We start from the raw sequence: 22,706 nt of genomic DNA, 5'->3' as shown, positions 1-22,706 counted from the left end.
CCTTTTTTAAAATAAAGATGTAAGCAATTGGAGGTTCATTATGAGTAAACCGAAATATAATCGTGTCGTTTTAAAGCTAAGTGGAGAAGCTTTAGCTGGAGAGCAAGGATTTGGAATTAACCCAACTGTTATTAAGTCAGTTGCGGAACAAGTAAAAGAAATTGCAGAACTTGATGTAGAGGTTGCTGTTGTTGTTGGTGGCGGTAACATTTGGCGTGGAAAAATTGGAAGTGAAATGGGCATGGATCGTGCAGGGGCAGATTACATGGGCATGTTAGCGACAGTTATGAATTCATTAGCTCTTCAAGATAGCTTGGAGAATATCGGAATTCAAACTCGTGTACAAACTTCAATTGAGATGCGTCAAGTTGCAGAACCTTACATTCGTCGTAAAGCAGTTCGTCACTTAGAGAAAAAACGTGTTGTTATCTTTGCAGCAGGTACAGGTAACCCATACTTCTCTACAGATACAACAGCAGCATTACGTGCGGCAGAAATTGAAGCAGATGTAATTTTAATGGCGAAAAACAATGTAGATGGTGTATATAATGCGGACCCATCTATTGATCCAACAGCTACAAAATACGAAACGCTTACTTACTTAGATGTATTAAAAGAAGGTTTAGGTGTAATGGATTCTACAGCTTCTTCTCTATGTATGGATAATGATATTCCACTAATTGTATTCTCAGTTATGGAAAAAGGTAATATTAAACGTGCCGTTTTAGGCGAAAATATCGGAACAGTGGTAAGGGGGAAATAAATATGGGACAACAAGTATTGAAGTCTTCAAATGAAAAAATGGAAAAAGCAGTTGCTGCTTATTCTCGTGAATTAGCAACAGTTCGTGCTGGTCGTGCAAACGCGTCTGTATTAGATAAGGTACAAGTTGATTACTATGGTGCACCAACACCAGTTGTGCAATTAGCGAACATTACAGTTCCAGAAGCGCGTTTACTAGTAATTCAACCTTATGATAAAACTTCTATCGGTGATATTGAAAAAGCAATTTTAAAAGCAGATTTAGGCTTAAACCCTTCTAATGATGGAACTGTAATTCGTATTGCATTCCCTGCACTAACAGAAGAGCGTCGTCGTGATCTTGTAAAAGTTGTGAAAAAATATGCTGAAGAAGCAAAAGTTGCTGTTCGTAACGTACGTCGTGACGGAAATGATGATCTTAAGAAGCTTGAAAAAGCTGGCGAGATTACAGAAGATGATTTAAGAGGATATACTGAAGATATCCAAAAAGAAACAGATAAATATATTGCAAAAGTTGACGAAATCGCAAAAAACAAAGAAAAAGAAATCATGGAAGTGTAATAGCGATAACTTCGCAAATATGACCCTCTTCTTAAGGGGGTCTTTTTACACTTTTAGGCATACGTCTGCTTGCTGGAGGGTATGAATGATGTTTAAAAACTTTCCTTTTTTTAAAGGTAAAAAGGACACATCGTTTGATCATCTCGTTGAAGAAGTGAAAAAAGGATATATCCCAGAACATATTGCCATCATTATGGATGGGAATGGAAGATGGGCAAAGAGGAGAGCAATGCCTCGTATTGCGGGACATCATGAAGGTATGCAAGTTGTAAAGAAAATTACAAAATTTGCAAGTAAACTTAATGTGAAAGTGTTAACTCTCTATGCTTTTTCAACTGAGAACTGGAAAAGACCGAAAAAGGAAGTTGATTATTTAATGAAGCTTCCAGAAGAATTTCTAGGTACATTTTTACCAGAATTGATTGAAGAAAACGTACAAGTCCGAGTAATAGGGCAAAAAGATCGTCTTCCTACGCATACACGCAGAGCGATGGAGAAAGCCATGGAAGATACGAAAGAGAATACGGGATTAATTCTTAATTTCGCGTTAAACTATGGAAGTCGAGATGAAATCGTTTCTGCTGTGCAACATATGATGAAAGATAATGAGGAAGGAAAAATTCGTTCTGAAGAGGTAAGTGAAGAAATGCTTTCCTCCTACTTAATGACGAGTTCTTTACCTGATCCAGAGTTGTTAATCCGAACAAGCGGAGAGCTACGTATTAGTAATTTCATGTTATGGCAAATTGCATATTCGGAGTTTTGGTTTACAGACGTGTATTGGCCAGACTTCAAAGAAGAACATTTGCTAAATGCGATTACTGACTTTCAACATAGAGGGCGCAGATTCGGAGGCGTGTAGAAAGAGAGGGTTTGATAGTGAAACAGAGAATTATTACTGGAGTGGTTGCTGCCGCGCTATTCATTCCCATCGTAATATACGGTGGCGTGCCTTTTACGGTTTTAGTGTATGCACTTGCTTCTATAGGTTTATATGAATTAATTCGTATGAATAAGCTTACGCTTATTTCAGTACCGACAGTTTTAGCTGCAGTATTATTGTGGATTCTTTTAATTCCAAGTAGTGCATCAGAACTGTTTACATGGATTGGATTAGGTAAATTGGAAATCACATTTGTGATTGTTTTATTACTTTTATCATATACAGTCCTTTCTAAGAATACATTTACTTTTGATAATGCTTCATTTTTACTGATGGCAACGACATATGTGGCAATGGGATTCTTATATTTAAATGAAACGAGAATATTAGGAATTAAATATGTATTTTGCGCATTATTTGTTATATGGGCTACTGATTCAGGCGCATATTTCGTAGGAAAAGCATTGGGCAAGAGAAAATTGTGGCCAGAAATTAGTCCGAATAAAACGATTGAAGGTTCATTAGGCGGTATCGTTTGTGGAATTATTGTGGCACTTGTTTACAACGTGTTCTTCCCAGTCGAATCGAATGTAGTAATTTTAATTGTGCTGACAATTATCATTTCTATTTTTGGACAAATTGGTGATTTAGTACAATCTGCTTTTAAACGTCATTATGGCGTAAAGGATTCAGGTACAATTTTACCTGGGCATGGTGGTATATTAGACCGAACAGATAGTTGGTTATTCGTTTTACCAATTCTCTACTTCTTATTACAATACAATTAATAAATGAACGAGGGGTTGGAGTCATGAAAAACATTAGTTTATTAGGTGCAAGCGGATCAATTGGTACACAAACTTTAGATGTATTACGCTCGCACCCAGACCAATTCCGTCTCGTTGCTTTTTCTGTAGGGAAAAATATTGACTACGCAGTAAAGGTAATTCAAGAATTTTCTCCGCAAATCGTCTCTGTGCAAAGAGAGGAAGATGTTTTAAAATTACAATCTGTTTCTGGTAATACAAAAATTGTATATGGTAGTGAAGGACTTTTAGAAGTAGCATTACATCCAGATGCGGAGATTGTAGTAAATGCTGTTGTAGGTAGCGTAGGGTTGTTACCAACACTTCGTGCAATTGAGGCGAAAAAAACAATTGGAATTGCAAATAAAGAAACGTTAGTAACTGCAGGACATCTTGTAATGGAAGCAGCACGAAAACATAATGTTTCGTTACTTCCAGTAGATAGTGAACATTCGGCTATTTTTCAGTGCTTGAATGGTGAAAATGAAAAAAGAATTTCTCGTCTTATTATAACGGCTTCTGGTGGAAGTTTCCGTGATAAAACGAGGGATGAATTGCATCATGTGACCGTAGAAGATGCGCTTCGACATCCAAACTGGTCAATGGGTTCGAAAATTACAATTGATTCTGCTACAATGATGAATAAGGGACTAGAAGTAATTGAAGCACATTGGCTTTTTGGTATCCCTTATGAGCAAATCGATGTTGTTTTACATAAAGAAAGTATTATCCATTCTATGGTTGAATTTGAAGATCGTAGTGTAATGGCGCAGCTTGGTTCACCTGATATGCGAGTACCAATTCAATACGCACTTACATATCCTGATAGATTGCCTCTTTCAGACACAAAACAGTTAAACTTATGGGAAATAGGGACGTTGCATTTTGAGAAAATGGACCAAGAACGATTCCGTTGTTTACGTTTTGCGTATGAAGCTGGAAAAGCAGGTGGAAGTATGCCAGCTGTAATGAACGCAGCGAATGAAGTAGCTGTTGAAGCCTTTTTACAAAAGAGAATTGGTTTCTTAACAGTGGAAGACCTCATTGAAAAAGCAATGAACCATCACAATGTCATTGCACGACCGAGCTTAGAGGAAATTTTGGAAATTGATGCGGCCACAAGACGGTTTGTGATGGAACAAATTTAGCAAAGGTGGTTATGGAATTGAATACAGCGATTGCCTTTATATTAATTTTCGGTGCACTCGTATTTTTCCATGAGCTAGGGCATCTATATTTCGCAAAAAGAGCAGGTATTTTATGCCGCGAGTTTGCGATTGGTTTTGGTCCGAAAATATTCTCATTTGAAAAGAATGAAACGGTGTATACGATTCGATTACTGCCCCTTGGTGGCTATGTAAGAATGGCCGGCGAGGATGCGGACACAGTTGAGTTAAAGCCTGGGAAAAAGGTTGGCCTTGTATTAAATGAAAAAGACGAAGTTGTGAAATTAGTTTTTGATGGATATGAAAAGTATCCAAATGTTCGTGTTATTGAAGTCGAACAAGCTGATTTGGAGCATAATTTAACAATTTCGGGCTATGAAGAGTACGAGGAAGAGCTTCAAACATTCCGAGTGAATGAAAAGGCTCGTATTATTACTGCGGGGGAAGAAATTCAAATTGCTCCGTATAATAGACAATTTGGCTCGAAAAAACTAGGGCAACGCGCTTTAACAATCTTTGCGGGTCCTGCAATGAACTTCATTTTAGCATTTGTTATTTTTGTGATTCTTGGATTTGTACAAGGGGTTCCTATTGACAAACCAATGGTCGGAAAAGTGATGGATAACAGTGCAGCACAGCAAGCTGGATTGAAAGAGAATGATACAATTCAAGCTATTGATGGGAAAAACACAAGTACATGGAAAGATGTTGTTACTATTGTACGTGAAAACCCAAATAAAGAAATTACGTTACAAGTAAAGCGTGATAATGAACAGTTTAATGTGAAAGTAACGCCAACACTCGATAAAGAAGGAAAAGACGAAGTTGGTAGAATCGGTGTGTATTCTCCTGTAGAGAAAACAGTAATGGGTTCTATTAAATCAGGATTTGAACAAACGTACCAATGGACGAAACTAATTTTTGAATCTCTTGTTAAATTAGTAACTGGTCAATTTTCTATTAATGAGTTATCAGGTCCAGTAGGAATTTATAATCTAACAGATCAAGTTGTAGATTATGGGTTTACGCGTGTACTAAGTTTAGCTGCAGTTCTAAGCATTAATCTTGGTTTATTTAATTTATTACCAGTTCCTGCTTTAGATGGTGGCCGTTTATTCTTCTTCTTAATTGAAGCGTTACGAGGGAAACCAATTGATCGCCAAAAAGAAGGAATGGTTCACTTTATTGGTTTTGCATTATTAATGTTACTTATGTTAGTTGTAACTTGGAATGACATTCGTAAGTTTTTCTTGTAAAATAAAGTGAAACTTATAATGAAATAGAGCTCGTAGAATAAAATCCCTCACCTAACTCGAGGTGAGGGGTTTTACTGCGTGTAAGAGTAAAATGAAGAGGTGCAAATAAATGAAACAAAGTATGGTATTCAGTCCTACATTACGTGAAGTTCCAGCTGATGCTGAAATTAAGAGTCATCAGCTATTACTTCGTGCAGGTTTTATGCGTCAAAATGCTTCTGGTATTTATAGCTTTCTACCATTTGGATTAAAAGTATTACACAAAGTAGAACGTATCGTTCGAGAAGAAATGGAGCGCGCAGGAGCTGTAGAATTATTAATGCCAGCTATGCAAGCTGCGGAATTATGGCAAGAATCAGGTCGTTGGTATTCTTACGGATCTGAATTAATGCGTATGAAAGATCGTAATGCTCGTGAATTCGCATTAGGAGCGACACATGAGGAAGTAATTACGGATCTTGTGCGTGATGAAGTGAAATCATATAAAAAATTACCGTTAACATTATACCAAATTCAAACAAAATTCCGTGATGAGCAAAGACCTCGTTTCGGCTTATTACGTGGAAGAGAGTTTCTAATGAAAGATGCATACTCTTTCCATGCTACACAAGAGAGCTTAGATGAAGTATACGATCGTTTATATAAAGCATACTCTAACATTTTTGCTCGCTGTGGCTTGAATTTCCGTGCAGTTATTGCTGATTCTGGAGCAATGGGCGGAAAAGATACACATGAATTTATGGTATTATCTGATGTTGGTGAAGATACAATTGCATACTCTGACACATCTGATTATGCAGCAAACATCGAAATGGCTCCTGTTGTAGCTACGTATACGAAGAGTGACGAAGCAGAAAAAGCACTTGAAAAAGTAGCAACACCAGACCAAAAAGCAATTGAAGAAGTATCCGCATTCTTAAACATTGCAGCTGACAAGTGCATTAAGTCTATGGTGTTTAAAGTAGATGAGAAATTAGTAGTGGTACTTGTTCGTGGTGATCACGAAGTAAACGATGTGAAAGTGAAAAATGTATACGGCGCTTCAGTTGTTGAGCTTGCTTCTCATGAAGAAGTAAAAGCATTATTAAATTGTGAAGTTGGTTCATTAGGACCGATTAATGTAACAGGTGATATCGAAATTATTGCTGATCATGCTGTAGCATCAATTGTTAACGGATGTTCAGGAGCGAATGAAGAAGGATTCCATTATGTAAATGTAAATCCAGAACGTGACTTTAAAGTAAGTCAATATACAGATTTACGCTTCATCCAAGAAGGAGACCAATCTCCAGATGGAAACGGAACAATTCTTTTTGCACGCGGAATTGAAGTTGGTCATGTATTCAAATTAGGAACTCGTTATAGTGAAGCAATGAACGCAACATTCCTGGATGAAAACGGAAAAACACAACCACTTATTATGGGTTGTTACGGTATCGGGGTATCTCGTACAGTGGCAGCAATTGCAGAGCAGTTTAACGATGAGAACGGCTTAGTTTGGCCAAAAGCTGTAGCACCGTTCCATGTGCATGTAATTCCAGTAAATATGAAATCGGATGCACAACGTGAAATGGGTGAAAATATCTACAACTCATTACAAGAACAAGGCTATGAAGTGTTATTAGACGATCGTGCAGAACGTGCAGGTGTTAAATTTGCAGATGCAGATTTATTTGGTCTTCCAGTTCGTGTTACAGTTGGTAAAAAAGCAGACGAAGGTATTGTAGAAGTGAAAGTACGTGCTACAGGTGAGTCTGAAGAAGTAAAAGTAGAAGAACTTCAAACATATATTGCAAATATTTTAAAATAAGAAGAGGTACCTCGTAATGGGGTACCTTCTCTTTCTTTGTAAACGTATTTTGTAAAAGAAGAGGTGAGAAATCTTTCTTTGTGGTACGTTTCAATTTATAATAGCAAATGGAAGGAGAGTGCTTATGTCTTTAACAAATGAACAACAAGAGCGATTTCAAATTTTGCTCCAGCAGTTGCAAATACCAGACGACCTTATAAATCAATATTTACAAGGCGGTGGTATTGAAAGGCTCGTTATTGATAAAGCGAATAAAAGTTGGCATTTTGATTTACAAGTGCCACGTATTTTGCCTACAGAATTATATGAATTGCTAGAAACAAAGCTTAAGCAATCATTTTCTCATATTGCAAGAACAACATTTGCATTAGAAACAGAGAATAAACAATTTACAGAAGAAGAAGTGAGGGCGTATTGGCCGCTTTGTACGGAACGAATTACATTTTCACCTATGTTCGCATACTTAAAGAAGCAGCTTCCACAGGTGAATGGAGTGAAGTTGCTAATAAATGTGAATAACGAGTTGGAGTCTACTGCTTTAAAGAAAAACGTTGCGAAACCAGTAGGGGATCAATACGAAGTTTTTGGATTCCCGCGTTTTCAGTTAGACACACATATACAGCAAAATACAGAAGAAATGCAAAAGTTTCGTGAACAAACGCAGCAAGAAGACCGCGAGCGTGTTATACAAGCTATGGAAGAAATGGCGAAGAAGCAAGCTGAAGAAAGCAGCGTTGTGTATGAAGGACCGATTACACTCGGGTATCTTATTAAGCCAGATGAAGAGATTACACCGATGCGAGAAATTCAAGATGAAGAAAGAAGAAAAACGGTTCAAGGATATGTCTTCCATGTAGAAACAAAAGAGCTTCGTAGTGGACGTACGTTATTAACTTTAAAAATAACGGATTATACGGATTCTATTATGATCAAAATGTTCTCGCGTGACAAAGAAGATATTCCAATGCTGCAATCCTTGAAAAAAGGAATGTGGGTGAAAGCGCGTGGTTCTGTTCAAAACGATACATTCGTTCGAGATTTAGTAATGATTGCAAATGATATTAATGAAATCACAGGACCGTCTCGTAAAGATAAAGCACCAGAAGGCGAAAAACGAGTAGAGCTGCATCTCCATACTCCGATGAGTCAAATGGACGCTGTCACTCCAGTTTCTAAGCTTGTTGCTCAAGCTGGTAAATGGGGACATGAGGCTATTGCGGTTACAGACCATGCCGTGGCTCAGTCTTTCCCAGAGGCGTATTCTGCGGGGAAGAAGGCTGGAGTTAAAGTTATATATGGTGTAGAAGCAAATTTAGTTAATGATGGTGTACCGATAGCATATAACGAAGCGCATCGTTTACTTGCAGAGGAAACGTATGTTGTTTTCGACGTTGAGACGACAGGTTTATCAGCTGTATACGATACAGTTATTGAGTTGGCTGCTGTAAAAGTAAAGGGTGGCGAAATTATTGACCGCTTTGAATCTTTTGCAAATCCGCATCAACCATTATCGGCGACGATCATTGAATTAACAGGTATTACAGATGATATGTTAACTGATGCACCTGAAGTGGACGAAGTGTTTAAAAAGTTTGAGGAATGGATGGGCGACCATACACTTGTTGCCCATAATGCGAGCTTTGATATGGGCTTTATTAACGTAGGTTTTAAAAAGGCTGGACTAGAAAAAACGAATAACCCCGTTATTGATACGTTAGAACTTGCACGATTCTTATTCCCAGAAATGAAAAATCATCGATTAAATACGATGTGTAAAAAACTTGATATTGAATTAACACAACATCACCGTGCGATTTATGATACAGAAGCGACGGGATATTTACTTGTGAAAATGTTGAAAGACGTAATTGAAAAGGGATTTGAATATCACGATCAATTAAATGATAGCATGGGACAAGGGGATGCGTATAAGCGTGGCCGTCCAAGTCATATGACGTTACTTGCCACATCAGATGTTGGATTGAAAAATTTATATAAACTTGTTTCATATTCTCACCTTAATTACTTTTACCGTGTACCACGTGTGCCGAGGTCACTATTAAAAAAATACCGTGAAGGAATTTTAGTAGGAACGGCTTGTGATAAAGGTGAAGTTTTCGAGGCAATGATGCAAAAGGCACCTGAAGAGGTAGAAGAAATTGCCCAGTTCTATGATTACATTGAAGTAATGCCTCCAGAGGTGTTGCGTCATTTAGTAGAACGTGAACTTGTTCGAGACGAAGGTCAATTAAAAACAATTATTTCTAACTTAGTAAAACTAGGTGAGACGTTAGATAAACCAGTTGTTGCTACAGGAAACGTGCATTATTTAGACCCTGAGGATGCAATGTATCGTAAAATTTTAGTCAGTTCGCAGGGCGGAGCCAATCCGTTAAATCGACATTCATTACCGCCAGTACATTTCCGTACAACTGATGAAATGTTAGAATGTTTTTCATTCTTAGGTGAAGATAAAGCGAAAGAAGTTGTTGTAACAAATACACAAAAGATTGCGTCATTAATTGGTGATGTGCATCCAGTAAAAGACGATTTATACACACCGAAAATTGAAGGTGCTGATGATGAAACGCGTGATATGAGTTATAAAATGGCGCGTAGCATTTATGGTGAAGAGCTACCGGAAATTGTAGAAGCACGTTTAGAAAAAGAATTAAAAAGTATTATTGGGCATGGATTCGCCGTAATTTATTTAATTTCACATAAGCTTGTGAAAAAATCGTTAGTAGACGGATATCTAGTAGGTTCGCGTGGATCGGTAGGATCATCATTTGTTGCAACGATGATGGAAATTACAGAAGTAAACCCATTACCACCACACTATGTATGTCCGAAGTGTAAGCAATCAGAATTCTTTAATGATGGTTCTGTAGGCTCTGGTTTTGACTTACCAGATAAAGAATGTCCTGCTTGTAATATTCCATATGTAAAAGATGGACATGACATTCCGTTCGAAACATTCCTTGGATTTAAAGGAGATAAGGTACCCGATATCGATTTGAACTTCTCCGGGGAATACCAACCACGTGCCCATAACTATACGAAAGTACTGTTCGGTGAAGACTATGTATATCGTGCAGGAACGATTGGTACAGTTGCGGAAAAAACTGCTTACGGATATGTAAAAGGTTATGCAAATGATCATAACTTAACGATTCGAAATGCAGAGATTGATCGCTTAGTAGCAGGGTGTACCGGTGTAAAACGTACAACAGGACAGCATCCAGGCGGTATTATCGTTGTGCCAGATTACATGGATATCTTTGATTTCTCACCAATACAGTATCCAGCTGATTCAATTGGTGCTGAATGGAGAACAACGCATTTTGATTTCCACTCGATTCATGATAATTTATTGAAACTTGATATACTAGGACACGATGATCCGACCGTTATTCGTATGTTACAAGATTTAAGTGGTATTGATCCGAAAACAATCCCAACGGATGATCCAGAAGTAATGAAAATTTTCTCTGGTCCAGAATCGTTAGGGGTAACGGAAGAACAAATTAACTGTAAAACAGGTACACTTGGTATACCAGAGTTTGGTACAAAATTCGTAAGACAGATGTTAGAAGAGACAAAACCGACGACATTCTCAGAGTTAGTCCAAATTTCTGGACTATCACATGGTACCGACGTATGGCTTGGTAATGCAAACGAGTTAATTTATAACGGTACATGTACGCTGAGCGAAGTTATCGGTTGTCGTGATGACATCATGGTATATTTAATCTATCAAGGTCTAGATCCATCATTAGCCTTCAAAATCATGGAGTCGGTTCGTAAAGGTAAAGGTGTACCGGAAGAATGGGAAGAAGACATGAAAAATAATAATGTACCAGGTTGGTATATTGATTCATGTAAGAAGATTAAATACATGTTCCCTAAAGCCCATGCGGCTGCTTACGTACTTATGGCTGTACGTATCGCATACTTTAAAGTACATTTTGCACTGTTATTCTATGCCGCATATTTTACAGTTCGTGCAGATGATTTTGATGTAGAGGCAATGGCGAAAGGTTCAGCATCTATACGTGCAAGAATTGATGAAATTGCTCAAAAGGGACTCGATGCTGCGCCGAAAGAGAAGAGTTTATTAACGGTACTAGAAATGACACTTGAAATGTGTGAGCGTGGATACTCATTCCAAAAGGTGGATTTATACCGCTCACATGCAACAGAATTTATTATTGATGGAGATACATTAATCCCTCCATTTAATGCAGTACCTGGTCTTGGCACAAACGCAGCTTTAAGTATTGTAGAAGCACGTAAAAATGGAGACTTCTTATCAAAAGAAGACTTGCAACAGCGAAGTAAGGTTTCGAAAACAATTATTGAGTATTTAGATAGCCAAGGTTGTTTAGGAGACTTACCAGATCAAAACCAGTTATCACTGTTCTAGTAGGTAGGAAAAGTCTTTGCAAATCAACATTTCCTATGATATACTATTAACCGAGATAACCATGTCATGTATATTGTGTAAAGAAAAGAGTGGGGAAACCCACTCTTTCGTGTTACTATCTATGTTTTATCTACGTAGATAGGTAAAAGATTTCTGTCGTATATACATATTTTGTTACAAGTTTTACTTCTTAAATTTGGTAATACTAAGACAGATAATCCCTGCTGAACAGCAGGGGCTTTTGTTAGCTAACGAGAAAGAATAAGATAGACCGTTTTTAAATTGGCGGGGTCTTCTTCTTTTAAATGGTACATGACGGCAGGAAGGAGGCTGTTTATGGATAAGAAAGTCACAGAAGTTGTAGAAGCATTTGCGCAGCCGATCGTTGAAGAGTTAAATCTTGAACTTGTAGATGTAGAGTATGTGAAAGAAGGACAAGACTGGTTCTTACGCGTATTCATCGATTCTGAAAAGGGAGTCGACATTGAAGAATGCGGTGCGGTAAGTGAACGTTTAAGCGAAGCTTTAGATAAAGAGGATCCAATTCCTCATCTTTACTTTTTGGATGTATCATCTCCTGGAGCGGAACGCCCATTAAAGAAAGAAAAAGACTTCCAGCAAGCGGTAGGAAAACAAGTGGCAATTAAAACATATGAGCCGATTGATGGTGAAAAGATGTTTGAAGGAAAACTGCTTTCTTACGATGGTACAACAATAACATTATTATTAACAATTAAAACACGTAAAAAAGAAATCCAAATTTCGATGGATAAAGTCGCAAATGCGCGACTTGCTGTTACGTTTTAGTTAGAAGGGGGATCTTCATGAGCACTGAGTTATTAGATGCTTTGCTCGTATTAGAATCTGAAAAAGGCATTAGCAAAGACATTATTATTGATGCGATTGAAGCAGCTTTAATCTCTGCTTATAAGCGCAATTTTAATCAAGCACAAAACGTTCGTGTGAGCTTTAACCCAGAAGTGGGAACAATTCAAGTTTTAGCACGTAAAGACGTAGTAGACAATGTGTTTGATCCACGTCTTGAAATTTCTGTAGAGGAAGCAAGACAAATTAATCCAAACTACCAAGATGGTGACGTACTAGAAATTGAAGTAACACCAAAAGACTTTGGTCGTATTGCAGCACAAACTGCAAAACAAGTTGTAACACAACGAGTGCGTGAAGCAGAGCGCGGTGTTATTTACTCTGAGTTTAGTGATCGTGAAGAAGATATTATGGTAGGTATTGTACAACGTCAAGATGCTCGTTTCATCTATGTAAGCTTAGGAAAAGTAGAAGCTTTATTACCTGTAAGTGAGCAAATGCCTAATGAGCAATACAAACCACATGATCGTATTCGCGTATTCATTACGAAAGTAGAAAAAACGACAAAAGGACCACAAATTTACGTATCACGTACACATCCTGGTCTTTTAAAACGTTTATTCGAAATGGAAGTTCCTGAAATCTATGATGGAACTGTAGAAATTCGTTCTGTAGCACGTGAAGCTGGCGATCGCTCTAAGATCTCTGTATATGCAGAGAACACTGATGTTGATCCAGTTGGTTCTTGTGTAGGACCAAAAGGGCAACGTGTACAACGCATTGTAGACGAATTAAAAGGTGAAAAAATTGACATCGTTCGCTGGTCAAATGATCCAGTTGAATATGTTGCAAATGCATTAAGCCCATCACAAGTTGTTAAAGTACTTGTAGATGAAGAAGAAAAAGCGACAACAGTAGTTGTTCCAGACCACCAGTTATCATTAGCTATCGGTAAGCGTGGACAAAATGCACGTCTTGCAGCTAAATTAACAGGCTGGAAAATTGACATTAAGAGTGAGTCTGATGCGAAACAACTTGGTATTGTAACAGAAGAAGATAGCGTAATCGCATTTGGATTCGATTCAGTGGAAGACGAAATCGAATAGAGGTGATGAGTATGAGCAATCGAAAAGTTCCGTTACGAAAATGTGTTGCAACGCAAGAAATGAAATCAAAACGAGAGCTCGTTCGCATTGTTCGTTCCAAAGAGGGAGAAGTGTCCATTGATTTAACTGGGAAAAAATCAGGACGAGGTGCTTACTTGTCGAAGGACAAGGAGAGCATTCTTCAAGCTCAAAAGAAAAATGTTTTGGAACATCATCTAAAAGCGAAAATCGACGGTTCTTTATATGAAGAGCTTCTTGAGCTTGTTGAGAAGGAGTCGAAATAAGTGTCCGATTGGAAATCGTTTTTAGGACTAGCAAACCGGGCTCGGAAAATTATTTCGGGTGAAGAACTCGTTTTAAAAGAAGTACGAAGTGGCAAAGCAAAACTTGTATTGCTATCTGAAGATGCGTCAGTAAATACTACAAAACGCATCACAGATAAAACTACGTACTACAACGTACCAATGAGAAAGGTCGAAAATCGACAACAATTAGGGCATGCGATTGGGAGAGATGAGCGAGTCGTTGTAGCTGTGTTAGATGAAGGCTTTGCGAAAAAGCTGCGTAGCATGCTCGATACAAATTACCGGGGGTGAAGGTATGAGTAAAATTCGAGTGCATGAATATGCAAAAAAACATAATATCTCAAGTAAAGATCTTATGACAAAACTAAAAGAAATGAATATCGAGGTTTCGAATCATATGACAATGTTAGACGATGAAGTAGTAAATAAATTAGATAATGAATATCAAACTGAAAAACCTTCTGTTGCAGATGAGTTTGAAGTAGAAGAAAAAGTTGTTCGCAGTAAAAAGAACAGCAATAAGAAAAAGAAAAAAGGCAAAGGAAACGAAGACAAACGTCAAGAGAACTTTGCTGGTAGACAACAAACTCAAATTGTAGAAACACCAGATAAAATTACTTTCTCTGGAAGCCTTACAGTAGGAGATCTTGCTAAAAAATTAAGCAAAGAGCCATCTGAAATTATTAAGAAGCTCTTCATGCTTGGAATTATGGCAACAATTAACCAAGACTTGGATAAAGATACAATTGAGTTAATTGCTAACGACTACGGTATTGAAGTAGAAGAAGAAGTAATTGTGAGCGAGACTGAGTTTGAAACATTCATTGATGAGCAAGATGATGAAGAGAACTTAAAAGAACGTCCAGCTGTAGTTACAATCATGGGACACGTTGACCACGGTAAAACAACATTACTGGATTCTATTCGTAACTCAAAAGTAACTGCAGGCGAAGCGGGTGGAATTACTCAGCATATCGGTGCATATCAAGTTGAAGTAAACGATAAGAAGATTACATTCTTAGATACACCTGGTCACGCAGCATTTACAACGATGCGTGCTCGTGGTGCACAAGTAACGGATATTACAATCCTTGTTGTTGCAGCGGATGACGGTGTTATGCCACAAACGGTTGAAGCAATTAACCATGCGAAGGCAGCAGGAGTACCAATTATTGTTGCTGTGAATAAAATGGATAAACCAGCTGCAAACCCTGATCGCGTAATGCAAGAACTAACAGAATATGAATTAGTTCCAGAAGCTTGGGGCGGAGATACTATTTTCGTACCAATTTCTGCAATTCAAGGCGAAGGCATTGACAACTTACTAGAAATGATCCTTCTTGTAAGTGAAGTAGAAGAATACAAAGCAAATCCAAACCGCTATGCAACTGGTACAGTAATCGAAGCACAGCTTGATAAAGGTAAAGGAACTATCGCGACATTACTTGTTCAAAACGGTACGCTTCGAGTTGGAGATCCAATCGTTGTTGGAACTTCATTCGGACGTGTTCGTGCAATGGTAAGTGATATTGGTCGTCGTGTAAAAGTTGCTGGTCCATCAACTCCTGTTGAAATTACTGGTTTAAACGAAGTACCACAGGCTGGAGATCGTTTCATGGCATTCGCTGATGAGAAGAAAGCTCGTCAAATTGGTGAATCACGTGCACAAGAAGCGTTAGTTGCACAACGTGGTGAGAAATCTAAATTAAGCCTTGAAGATTTATTCCAACAAATCCAAGAGGGCGATGTAAAAGAAATTAACTTAATCGTAAAAGCAGACGTACAAGGTTCTGTTGAAGCGATGGCAGCATCACTTCGTAAAATTGATGTTGAAGGCGTAAAAGTTAAAATCATTCACACTGGTGTAGGTGCGATTACAGAATCTGATATCATTTTAGCTTCTGCATCTAATGCAATTGTAATTGGATTTAACGTACGTCCAGATGTGAACGCGAAGCGTACAGCTGAATTAGAGAACGTTGATATTCGTTTACACCGTATTATTTATAAAGTAATCGAAGAGATTGAAGCAGCGATGCAAGGTATGCTTGATCCAGAATTCGAAGAAAAAGTAATCGGTCAAGCAGAAGTTCGTCAAACGTTTAAAGTAACAAAAGTTGGAACAATCGCAGGTTGTTATGTAACAGACGGTAAAATTACGCGTGATAGTGGCGTACGTATTATCCGTGACGGCGTAGTAATTTTCGAAGGACAACTTGATACGTTAAAACGTTTCAAAGACGACGTAAAAGAAGTTGCACAAAACTATGAGTGTGGTATTACAATTGAGAGATATAATGATCTTAAAGAAGGGGACATCATTGAAGCGTACATTATGGAAGAAGTGAAGCGATGATTATCGCTTCACTCTCATTCGAGTGTATGATTTACGATGTGCATTCTTTAAAAGAGAAACGTGCAATTTTACAACGTGTGTTAACTCGTGTGAAACAGCGCTATAATGTAGCTGTTTCTGAAGTTGGGCACCAAGATGTATGGCAACGTACAGAAATTGCAATTGTTTCCGTATCCTCAAATCGTGTTATCTGTGAAAAAGAAATGAATCGTGTACTTGAGTACATCGATTCATTTCCTGAAATTGAACGTACAATAACACATTTGGAATGGTATTGAATGAGGTGAAGAGTTATGAAATTACGTGCGAACCGTGTGGGCGAGCAAATGAAAAAAGAATTAGGCGATATTATCAGTCGTAAAATTAAAGACCCACGTATTGGATTTGTTACAGTAACAGATGTACAAGTGAGTGGTGATTTACAAATTGCTAAAGTATATATTTCTGTTTTAGGTGACGAAGAACAGAAAGAAAATACTTTAAAAGGTTTAGCGAAGGCAAAAGGCTTTATTCGTTCAGAAATTGGCCAACGTATTCGTCTTCGTAAAACACCGGAAATTACCTTTGAGTTTGATGAGTCTATCGGATATGGTCATCGAATTGATACACTTTTACATGAAATTAATAAAGACGGTAAACGTGAAGAATAATGGATAGACATTTGTCTATCCATTTTTTCAATGCAAAATAAGTTTTGGATATTTAATACGAAAGAATTATGATGAGGTGAACATATATGGAAGGTGTAGTATTATTACATAAGCCAAAAGGCATGACATCACATGATTGTGTATTTAAATTAAGAAAGATATTGCGAGAAAAGAGAATTGGTCATACGGGAACATTAGATCCAGATGTAACAGGAGTATTACCAATTTGCGTTGGAAGAGCAACGAAAATTGCACAATTTTTAACAAGTGAAACGAAAACATATGAAGGTGAAGTAACATTAGGGTTTTCAACGACAACTGAAGACGCTTCTGGTGAGGTTGTTGAAACGAAAAATGTAGATCGTACTATTACTCGTATGGAAGTAGAGAAAGTCCTTGCGGAATTAACAGGCACGATTGAACAAATGCCACCAATGTTCTCGGCTGTAAAAGTAAACGGGAAAAAATTATATGAATATGCAAGAGCAGGACAAGAGGTGGAACGTCCAGTTCGTACAATTACAATTCATGAATTCGTATTACTTGATGATCGTGAAGTTTTTGAAGGAGAAAATATTTCATTCCGTTTCCGTGTAACGTGTAGTAAAGGAACATATGTAAGAACGTTAGCTGTAATGATCGGGGAGAAACTTGGTTTCCCATCACATATGTCTCACCTTGTAAGAACGGCATCTGGTGAATTTTTATTAGAAGATTGCATATCATTTGAAGAAATTGAAGAAAACGTGCAAAATGGAACAGTAGAGTCTATCTTCATTTCAATTGATGAAGCATTAAGTAAGTTTCCAAAAATGGTTGTAGATGAAAAGCAAGCAGAGAAAATAAAGAATGGTATGTTCTTAAAGAATGAATTAGAAATAACAGCACCATTTATTACAGTGTTTGATAAAAATGATCGTTGCTTAGCAATTTATGAACATCATCCGAAACATCCTGGCATGTTAAAGCCGATGAAAGTACTTGTGAATAATCAAGAACTAAAGCTATAATGAATTATTGGAAGGATTATTACAGAAAAAGGTGAATTCAAGCGTGAAACTTATTCATTTAACTCATCCACATGAACAAAATAAATTAGAATTACCACCTACTGTAATGGCATTAGGATTTTTTGATGGCATTCATTTAGGACATCAATGTGTAATTCGAACTGCGAAAAAAATAGCGGACGAACGAGGATATAAAAGTGCAGTTATGACATTTCATCCTCATCCATCTGTTGTTTTAGGGAAAAAGGATGCGCATGTGGAGTATATTACACCAATGCGTGATAAAGAAAAAATAGTCGAAAGCTTAGGAATCGATATATTATATGTGATTAAATTTGATGAATCATTTGCAGGGTTATTACCGCAACAATTTGTAGATGATTATATTATTGGTTTAAATGTAAAGCATGTAGTAGCAGGGTTTGATTATTCATATGGACGTTTAGGAAAAGGAAAGATGGAGACTTTACCATTTCATGCAAGAGGGGAGTTTACACAGACTGTGATTGAAAAAGTTGAATTTCAAGAAGAGAAAGTAAGTTCTACAGCATTACGAAAGTTAATTCGAAATGGCGAAATGGAGCAAATTCCATCTATTTTAGGTAGAGCCTATACTGTAGCGGGAACAGTTATACACGGCGACAAACGTGGGCGTCAAATTGGTTTCCCGACAGCTAATGTAGGTTTAAGTGATGAGTATTTATTGCCACCTGTAGGTGTTTATGCAGTGAGATTAAAAGTTCACGATGAATGGTACGATGGTGTATGTAATATTGGATATAAACCGACTTTTAAAGAAGATGAGCGTCAATTATCAATTGAAGTGCACTTATTTGAATTTAACAAAGATATATACGATCAAAATGTTACAGTAGAGTGGCATATGCGTATAAGAGCAGAAAAGAAATTCAACGGTATTGATGAGTTAGTTGAACAAATCGCAAAAGATAAGAAAACAGCACAAGAATATTTTATGAGCGAAAAGAATATACTTGCTTTTTCAAATGAAAAGTAGTATTCTATGTTATGTACTTTATGACAACCATTGCTTGGCATTGCGACTCACCGACGCTTGCTAGGTAATTGGGGGTTTAATTAATAGGAGGTGAAATAGGATGGCTTTAACACAAGAACGTAAAAATGAAATCATTGCACAATTTAGAACTCATGAGACTGATACTGGTTCTCCAGAGGTTCAAATTGCTGTCCTAACGGAGCAAATTAACACTCTAAACGAGCACTTACGTACTCACAAGAAAGATCATCATTCACGTCGTGGTCTATTAAAGATGGTTGGTAAACGTCGTAACTTACTAACTTACCTTCGTAATAGCGATATCACACGTTACCGTGAATTAATCACAAAGCTTGGCTTACGTCGATAGTCAAAGAAGCGGGAATATTCCCGCTTTTTTGTTAGGTAAAAATATATCTTCTACGCTTTATAGCTTACTTAATTTTAGGCAATACTAGAGGTAGAATATTGTGATATACTATCCATTTACATAGAAGAATTGAATACTTTAAATTGAGAGGGGTACTTAAATGAGTCAAGAAAAGCAAGTCTTCTCGATAGATTTAGCTGGTCGCCAGCTAACAGTTGAAACTGGTCAGCTTGCAAAACAAGCGAACGGAGCAGTATTAGTAAGATATGGCGATACAGCGGTTCTATCTACAGCAACTGCATCAAAAGAAGCAAAAAATGTAGATTTCTTCCCACTTACAGTAAACTATGAAGAGCGTTTATATGCAGTCGGAAAAATTCCTGGCGGTTTTATTAAGCGTGAAGGTCGTCCAAGTGAAAAAGCAATTTTGGCAAGTCGTTTAATCGACCGTCCAATTCGTCCGCTATTCGCAGATGGCTTCCGTAACGAAGTACAAGTTGTCAGCATTGTAATGAGTGTTGATCAAGATTGTTCTTCTGAAATGGCAGCTATGCTTGGTTCTTCATTAGCGTTATCGATTTCAGATATTCCATTTGAAGGTCCAATCGCTGGTGCGACAGTTGGCCGTATTAATGGCGAATTCGTTATTAACCCAACAGTAGAACAGCAAGAACAAAGTGATATCCACTTAGTTGTAGCTGGTACGAAAGATGCGATTAACATGGTTGAAGCAGGAGCAGATCAAGTACCTGAAGAAACAATGTTAGAAGCAATTATGTTTGGTCATGACGAAATTAAACGTCTAATTGCATTCCAAGAAGAGATTGTACAAGCTGTAGGTAAAGAGAAATCAGAAGTGAAACTTTATGAAGTTGACGCTGATCTTAACCAAGCTGTACGTGAAATGGCTGAAGAAGATATGCATTCAGCAATTCAAGTACATGAGAAACATGCACGTGAAGATGCAATTAACGAAGTGAAAAAGCGTGTTATTGAGCATTACGAAGCGCAGGAAGCTGACGCTGATACATTAGGACAAGTAAATGAGATTTTATATAAAATTGTAAAAGAAGAAGTACGTCGTCTTATTACAGTTGAAAAAATCCGTCCAGATGGCCGTAAAGGTGACGAAATCCGTCCATTAGCATCAGAGGTTGGTATTTTATCTCGTACACACGGTTCTGGTTTGTTCACTCGTGGACAAACACAAGCATTAAGTATTTGTACATTAGGTGCATTAGGCGATGTGCAAATTTTAGATGGTCTTGGTGTAGAAGAATCAAAACGCTTTATGCACCATTACAATTTCCCATCATTTAGTGTTGGTGAAACAAGACCAATGCGTGGACCAGGTCGTCGTGAAATCGGTCACGGTGCACTAGGAGAACGCGCACTTGAGCCTGTAATTCCATCTGAAAAAGATTTCCCATACACAGTACGTCTTGTATCTGAAGTTTTAGAATCAAATGGTTCTACTTCACAAGCAAGTATTTGTGGTAGTACTTTAGCAATGATGGATGCTGGTGTTCCACTTAAAGCTCCAGTTGCAGGTATTGCAATGGGTCTAGTTAAAACTGGTGAGCATTACACAATTTTATCTGATATTCAAGGTATGGAAGATCATTTAGGTGATATGGACTTTAAAGTAGCAGGTACAGCACAAGGTGTAACTGCACTACAAATGGACATTAAAATCGATGGTCTATCTCGTGAAATTTTAGAAGAGGCATTACAACAAGCGAAAGTTGGTCGTGTGCACATTCTAAATCATATGTTATCTGTTATTCCAGAGCCACGCACTGAATTATCAGCGTACGCTCCAAAGATTATTACAATGACAATTAATCCAGATAAAATCCGTGACGTTATCGGACCGAGCGGTAAACAAATCAATAAAATTATTGAAGAAACTGGCGTTAAAATTGACATCGAGCAAGATGGCACAGTATTCATTTCTTCAATAAACCAAGAAATGAACGACAAAGCTAAGAAAATTATCGAAGATATCGTTCGCGAAGTACAAGTAGGTGAAATCTACGAAGGAAAAGTGAAACGTGTTGAGAAATTCGGTGCTTTCGTTGAATTATTCAGCGGTAAAGATGGATTAGTTCATATTTCTGAACTTGCACTTGAGCGTGTAGGTAAAGTAGAAGACGTTGTAAAAATCGGTGATGTAATTACAGTTAAAGTTATCGAGATTGACAAGCAAGGTCGCGTAAATCTATCTAGAAAAGTATTGCTAAAAGAAGAGCAAGAAAAAGAAGCTGCTAAAGAAGAAAACAAACAAGAGCAGCAATAAGTAAAAGCCAGTTAAACTGGCTTTTTTTGTTATGTAAAAATATGATTTATATATATTTTTATGTCAGCATAGGTATAGTTTTCATTATAACGCTCAAATTAACAAAGATAAGAAGAAAATGTTTTTATATAGTTAATTTGGGAGGGTTTATATGAAAGTTCGTATATTGGCATACATATGTATATTTTCTTTATATGTCAGTTTAGGCTCTTATTCTGTTTTTGCACAAGATAACTTGCATGAAGAAATTCAAAAGCATGCAAAAAAGTATGAGATTGCACCTCAAAATGCGATGATTGATAAAATATGGAAGGCAACACCTGGATATAATGGAAGACAAGTGGATATTGAAGCATCGTATAATAATATGAAGAAGCTAAAGGAATTTGATCAAAAATATCTTGAATTCAAAGAAGTCTCACCGAGTGTTCATTTAGAAGATTTATCACCCGCTCCAATTTATAGAGGCCATCCAAATAAAAAGATGGTGGGATTAACAATAAATGTGGCATGGGGAAATGAGTATTTGCCTCGCATATTAGAGATATTGAAAAAGCATGATGTGAAGGCCACTTTCTTTTTAGAAGGACGTTGGGTGAAAGAAAATTTACGATTTGCAAAAATGATTGTCGATGCAAATCAAGAAGTCGGAAATCATTCTTATACGCACCCTAATATGAAAACGCTATCGTCTGATGAAATACGAGAGCAGTTACAAAAAACAAATCGAATGATAGAAGTAGTAACGAATCAAAAAGTAAGATGGTTTGCCCCGCCGAGTGGAAGTTTTCGGGATGAAGTCGTGAAAATCGCTGATGATTTCCAAATGGGAACGATTATGTGGACTGTCGATACAATCGATTGGAAGCGACCTGAGCCAGATGTACTATTGCAGAGAGTAATGAGAAAAATACACCCAGGTGCTATCGTATTAATGCATCCTACTTCGTCAACGGCAGAAGCATTAGATACAATGATTAAAAAATTGAAGGAACAAGGATATAAAGTGGGGAATATAACAGAATTACTGGATGAAAAACGTGTGGATTAAATACATTTGCATGACATTCATCCTTAAACTTGTTATCATTAAATAATAG

Annotated in this window: 20 protein-coding genes; all 20 read left to right on the top strand. The window is 37.4% G+C overall.

The annotated features are described in order from the left end of the window. The first annotated feature begins 40 nt into the window (after positions 1-40). The 20 genes from pyrH to GD442_RS18290 all read left to right on the top strand — a co-directional run bounded on the left by pyrH (position 41) and on the right by GD442_RS18290 (position 22,657). Entirely contained in the window at positions 41-763 is a 723-nt protein-coding gene (gene pyrH / locus GD442_RS18385; RefSeq protein WP_000042668.1) for a UMP kinase, read from the top strand. Positions 764-765: 2 nt separating this feature from the next. Further along, positions 766-1,323, top strand: coding sequence for a ribosome recycling factor (gene frr, locus GD442_RS18380; RefSeq protein WP_000531501.1), 558 nt, complete (start codon positions 766-768; stop codon positions 1,321-1,323). Positions 1,324-1,408: 85 nt separating this feature from the next. Beyond that, positions 1,409-2,185: an undecaprenyl pyrophosphate synthase gene (gene uppS, locus GD442_RS18375; RefSeq protein ID WP_000971296.1), complete on the top strand. Its 777-nt coding sequence runs from the start codon at positions 1,409-1,411 to the stop codon at positions 2,183-2,185. 17 nt (positions 2,186-2,202) lie between these two features. Continuing rightward, positions 2,203-2,994 (top strand): phosphatidate cytidylyltransferase, encoded by a 792-nt coding sequence (gene cdsA, locus GD442_RS18370; protein ID WP_000813592.1) that lies wholly within the window; start codon positions 2,203-2,205, stop codon positions 2,992-2,994. Between the two features lie 23 nt (positions 2,995-3,017). Then, positions 3,018-4,160: a 1-deoxy-D-xylulose-5-phosphate reductoisomerase gene (dxr, locus tag GD442_RS18365; protein ID WP_000790373.1), complete on the top strand. Its 1,143-nt coding sequence runs from the start codon at positions 3,018-3,020 to the stop codon at positions 4,158-4,160. 17 nt (positions 4,161-4,177) lie between these two features. Then, entirely contained in the window at positions 4,178-5,434 is a 1,257-nt protein-coding gene (gene rseP / locus GD442_RS18360; protein WP_001090243.1) for an RIP metalloprotease RseP, read from the top strand. A gap of 109 nt (positions 5,435-5,543) precedes the next feature. Then, positions 5,544-7,244, top strand: a complete 1,701-nt coding sequence (locus GD442_RS18355; protein ID WP_000814299.1) for a proline--tRNA ligase — start codon at positions 5,544-5,546, stop codon at positions 7,242-7,244. Between the two features lie 124 nt (positions 7,245-7,368). Then, positions 7,369-11,670, top strand: coding sequence for a PolC-type DNA polymerase III (locus GD442_RS18350; RefSeq protein WP_000060005.1), 4,302 nt, complete (start codon positions 7,369-7,371; stop codon positions 11,668-11,670). A 336-nt stretch (positions 11,671-12,006) separates the two neighbouring features. Then, entirely contained in the window at positions 12,007-12,477 is a 471-nt protein-coding gene (gene rimP / locus GD442_RS18345; RefSeq protein ID WP_000359096.1) for a ribosome maturation factor RimP, read from the top strand. A gap of 17 nt (positions 12,478-12,494) precedes the next feature. Then, positions 12,495-13,601 carry a transcription termination factor NusA gene (gene nusA / locus GD442_RS18340; protein ID WP_000102604.1) on the top strand — a complete coding sequence of 369 codons (1,107 nt, stop codon included), beginning with the start codon at positions 12,495-12,497 and terminating at the stop codon, positions 13,599-13,601. Between the two features lie 11 nt (positions 13,602-13,612). After that, positions 13,613-13,885 carry an RNase P modulator RnpM gene (rnpM, locus tag GD442_RS18335; RefSeq protein ID WP_000071127.1) on the top strand — a complete coding sequence of 91 codons (273 nt, stop codon included), beginning with the start codon at positions 13,613-13,615 and terminating at the stop codon, positions 13,883-13,885. Next, a complete protein-coding gene (locus GD442_RS18330; RefSeq protein ID WP_001286523.1) occupies positions 13,886-14,197 on the top strand; it encodes a YlxQ family RNA-binding protein in 312 nt (103 codons plus the stop codon). 4 nt (positions 14,198-14,201) lie between these two features. Then, entirely contained in the window at positions 14,202-16,262 is a 2,061-nt protein-coding gene (gene infB, locus GD442_RS18325; RefSeq protein ID WP_000036343.1) for a translation initiation factor IF-2, read from the top strand. Then, positions 16,259-16,540 carry a DUF503 domain-containing protein gene (locus GD442_RS18320; RefSeq protein ID WP_000582363.1) on the top strand — a complete coding sequence of 94 codons (282 nt, stop codon included), beginning with the start codon at positions 16,259-16,261 and terminating at the stop codon, positions 16,538-16,540. The genes infB and GD442_RS18320 overlap by 4 nt, the downstream gene beginning before the upstream one ends. Positions 16,541-16,555: 15 nt before the next feature. Continuing rightward, a complete protein-coding gene (gene rbfA, locus GD442_RS18315; RefSeq protein WP_000776437.1) occupies positions 16,556-16,912 on the top strand; it encodes a 30S ribosome-binding factor RbfA in 357 nt (118 codons plus the stop codon). Between the two features lie 86 nt (positions 16,913-16,998). Continuing rightward, entirely contained in the window at positions 16,999-17,922 is a 924-nt protein-coding gene (truB, locus tag GD442_RS18310; protein WP_000399352.1) for a tRNA pseudouridine(55) synthase TruB, read from the top strand. A gap of 43 nt (positions 17,923-17,965) precedes the next feature. Beyond that, positions 17,966-18,937: a bifunctional riboflavin kinase/FAD synthetase gene (gene ribF / locus GD442_RS18305; protein WP_000766706.1), complete on the top strand. Its 972-nt coding sequence runs from the start codon at positions 17,966-17,968 to the stop codon at positions 18,935-18,937. Positions 18,938-19,037: 100 nt separating this feature from the next. After that, positions 19,038-19,307 (top strand): 30S ribosomal protein S15, encoded by a 270-nt coding sequence (gene rpsO / locus GD442_RS18300; RefSeq protein WP_001229392.1) that lies wholly within the window; start codon positions 19,038-19,040, stop codon positions 19,305-19,307. A 160-nt stretch (positions 19,308-19,467) separates the two neighbouring features. Next, the gene (pnp, locus tag GD442_RS18295) at positions 19,468-21,606 is read left to right on the top strand and encodes a polyribonucleotide nucleotidyltransferase (RefSeq protein WP_000076737.1); all 2,139 of its coding nucleotides are present in this window, start codon (positions 19,468-19,470) and stop codon (positions 21,604-21,606) included. Between the two features lie 151 nt (positions 21,607-21,757). Continuing rightward, positions 21,758-22,657 (top strand): polysaccharide deacetylase family protein, encoded by a 900-nt coding sequence (locus GD442_RS18290; RefSeq protein WP_000868217.1) that lies wholly within the window; start codon positions 21,758-21,760, stop codon positions 22,655-22,657. Positions 22,658-22,706: the final 49 nt, after the last annotated feature.

This window comes from Bacillus sp. A260, assembly GCF_009861435.1.
Classification (GTDB): domain Bacteria; phylum Bacillota; class Bacilli; order Bacillales; family Bacillaceae_G; genus Bacillus_A; species Bacillus_A cereus.
This window is presented reverse-complemented; position numbering and strand designations above follow the sequence as displayed.

Bases quoted from the DNA above. Each gene is read 5' to 3' on its own strand.
- uppS (WP_000971296.1), top strand. From the start codon at position 1,409: ATGATGTTTAAAAACTTTCCTTTTTTTAAAGGTAAAAAGGACACATCG.
- GD442_RS18320 (WP_000582363.1), top strand. From the start codon at position 16,259: ATGATTATCGCTTCACTCTCATTCGAGTGTATGATTTACGATGTGCAT.
- pyrH (WP_000042668.1), top strand. From the start codon at position 41: ATGAGTAAACCGAAATATAATCGTGTCGTTTTAAAGCTAAGTGGAGAA.
- GD442_RS18290 (WP_000868217.1), top strand. From the start codon at position 21,758: ATGAAAGTTCGTATATTGGCATACATATGTATATTTTCTTTATATGTC.
- rpsO (WP_001229392.1), top strand. From the start codon at position 19,038: ATGGCTTTAACACAAGAACGTAAAAATGAAATCATTGCACAATTTAGA.
- nusA (WP_000102604.1), top strand. From the start codon at position 12,495: ATGAGCACTGAGTTATTAGATGCTTTGCTCGTATTAGAATCTGAAAAA.
- GD442_RS18350 (WP_000060005.1), top strand. From the start codon at position 7,369: ATGTCTTTAACAAATGAACAACAAGAGCGATTTCAAATTTTGCTCCAG.
- rimP (WP_000359096.1), top strand. From the start codon at position 12,007: ATGGATAAGAAAGTCACAGAAGTTGTAGAAGCATTTGCGCAGCCGATC.
- GD442_RS18355 (WP_000814299.1), top strand. From the start codon at position 5,544: ATGAAACAAAGTATGGTATTCAGTCCTACATTACGTGAAGTTCCAGCT.
- frr (WP_000531501.1), top strand. From the start codon at position 766: ATGGGACAACAAGTATTGAAGTCTTCAAATGAAAAAATGGAAAAAGCA.
- dxr (WP_000790373.1), top strand. From the start codon at position 3,018: ATGAAAAACATTAGTTTATTAGGTGCAAGCGGATCAATTGGTACACAA.
- rnpM (WP_000071127.1), top strand. From the start codon at position 13,613: ATGAGCAATCGAAAAGTTCCGTTACGAAAATGTGTTGCAACGCAAGAA.
- truB (WP_000399352.1), top strand. From the start codon at position 16,999: ATGGAAGGTGTAGTATTATTACATAAGCCAAAAGGCATGACATCACAT.
- infB (WP_000036343.1), top strand. From the start codon at position 14,202: ATGAGTAAAATTCGAGTGCATGAATATGCAAAAAAACATAATATCTCA.
- pnp (WP_000076737.1), top strand. From the start codon at position 19,468: ATGAGTCAAGAAAAGCAAGTCTTCTCGATAGATTTAGCTGGTCGCCAG.
- rbfA (WP_000776437.1), top strand. From the start codon at position 16,556: ATGAAATTACGTGCGAACCGTGTGGGCGAGCAAATGAAAAAAGAATTA.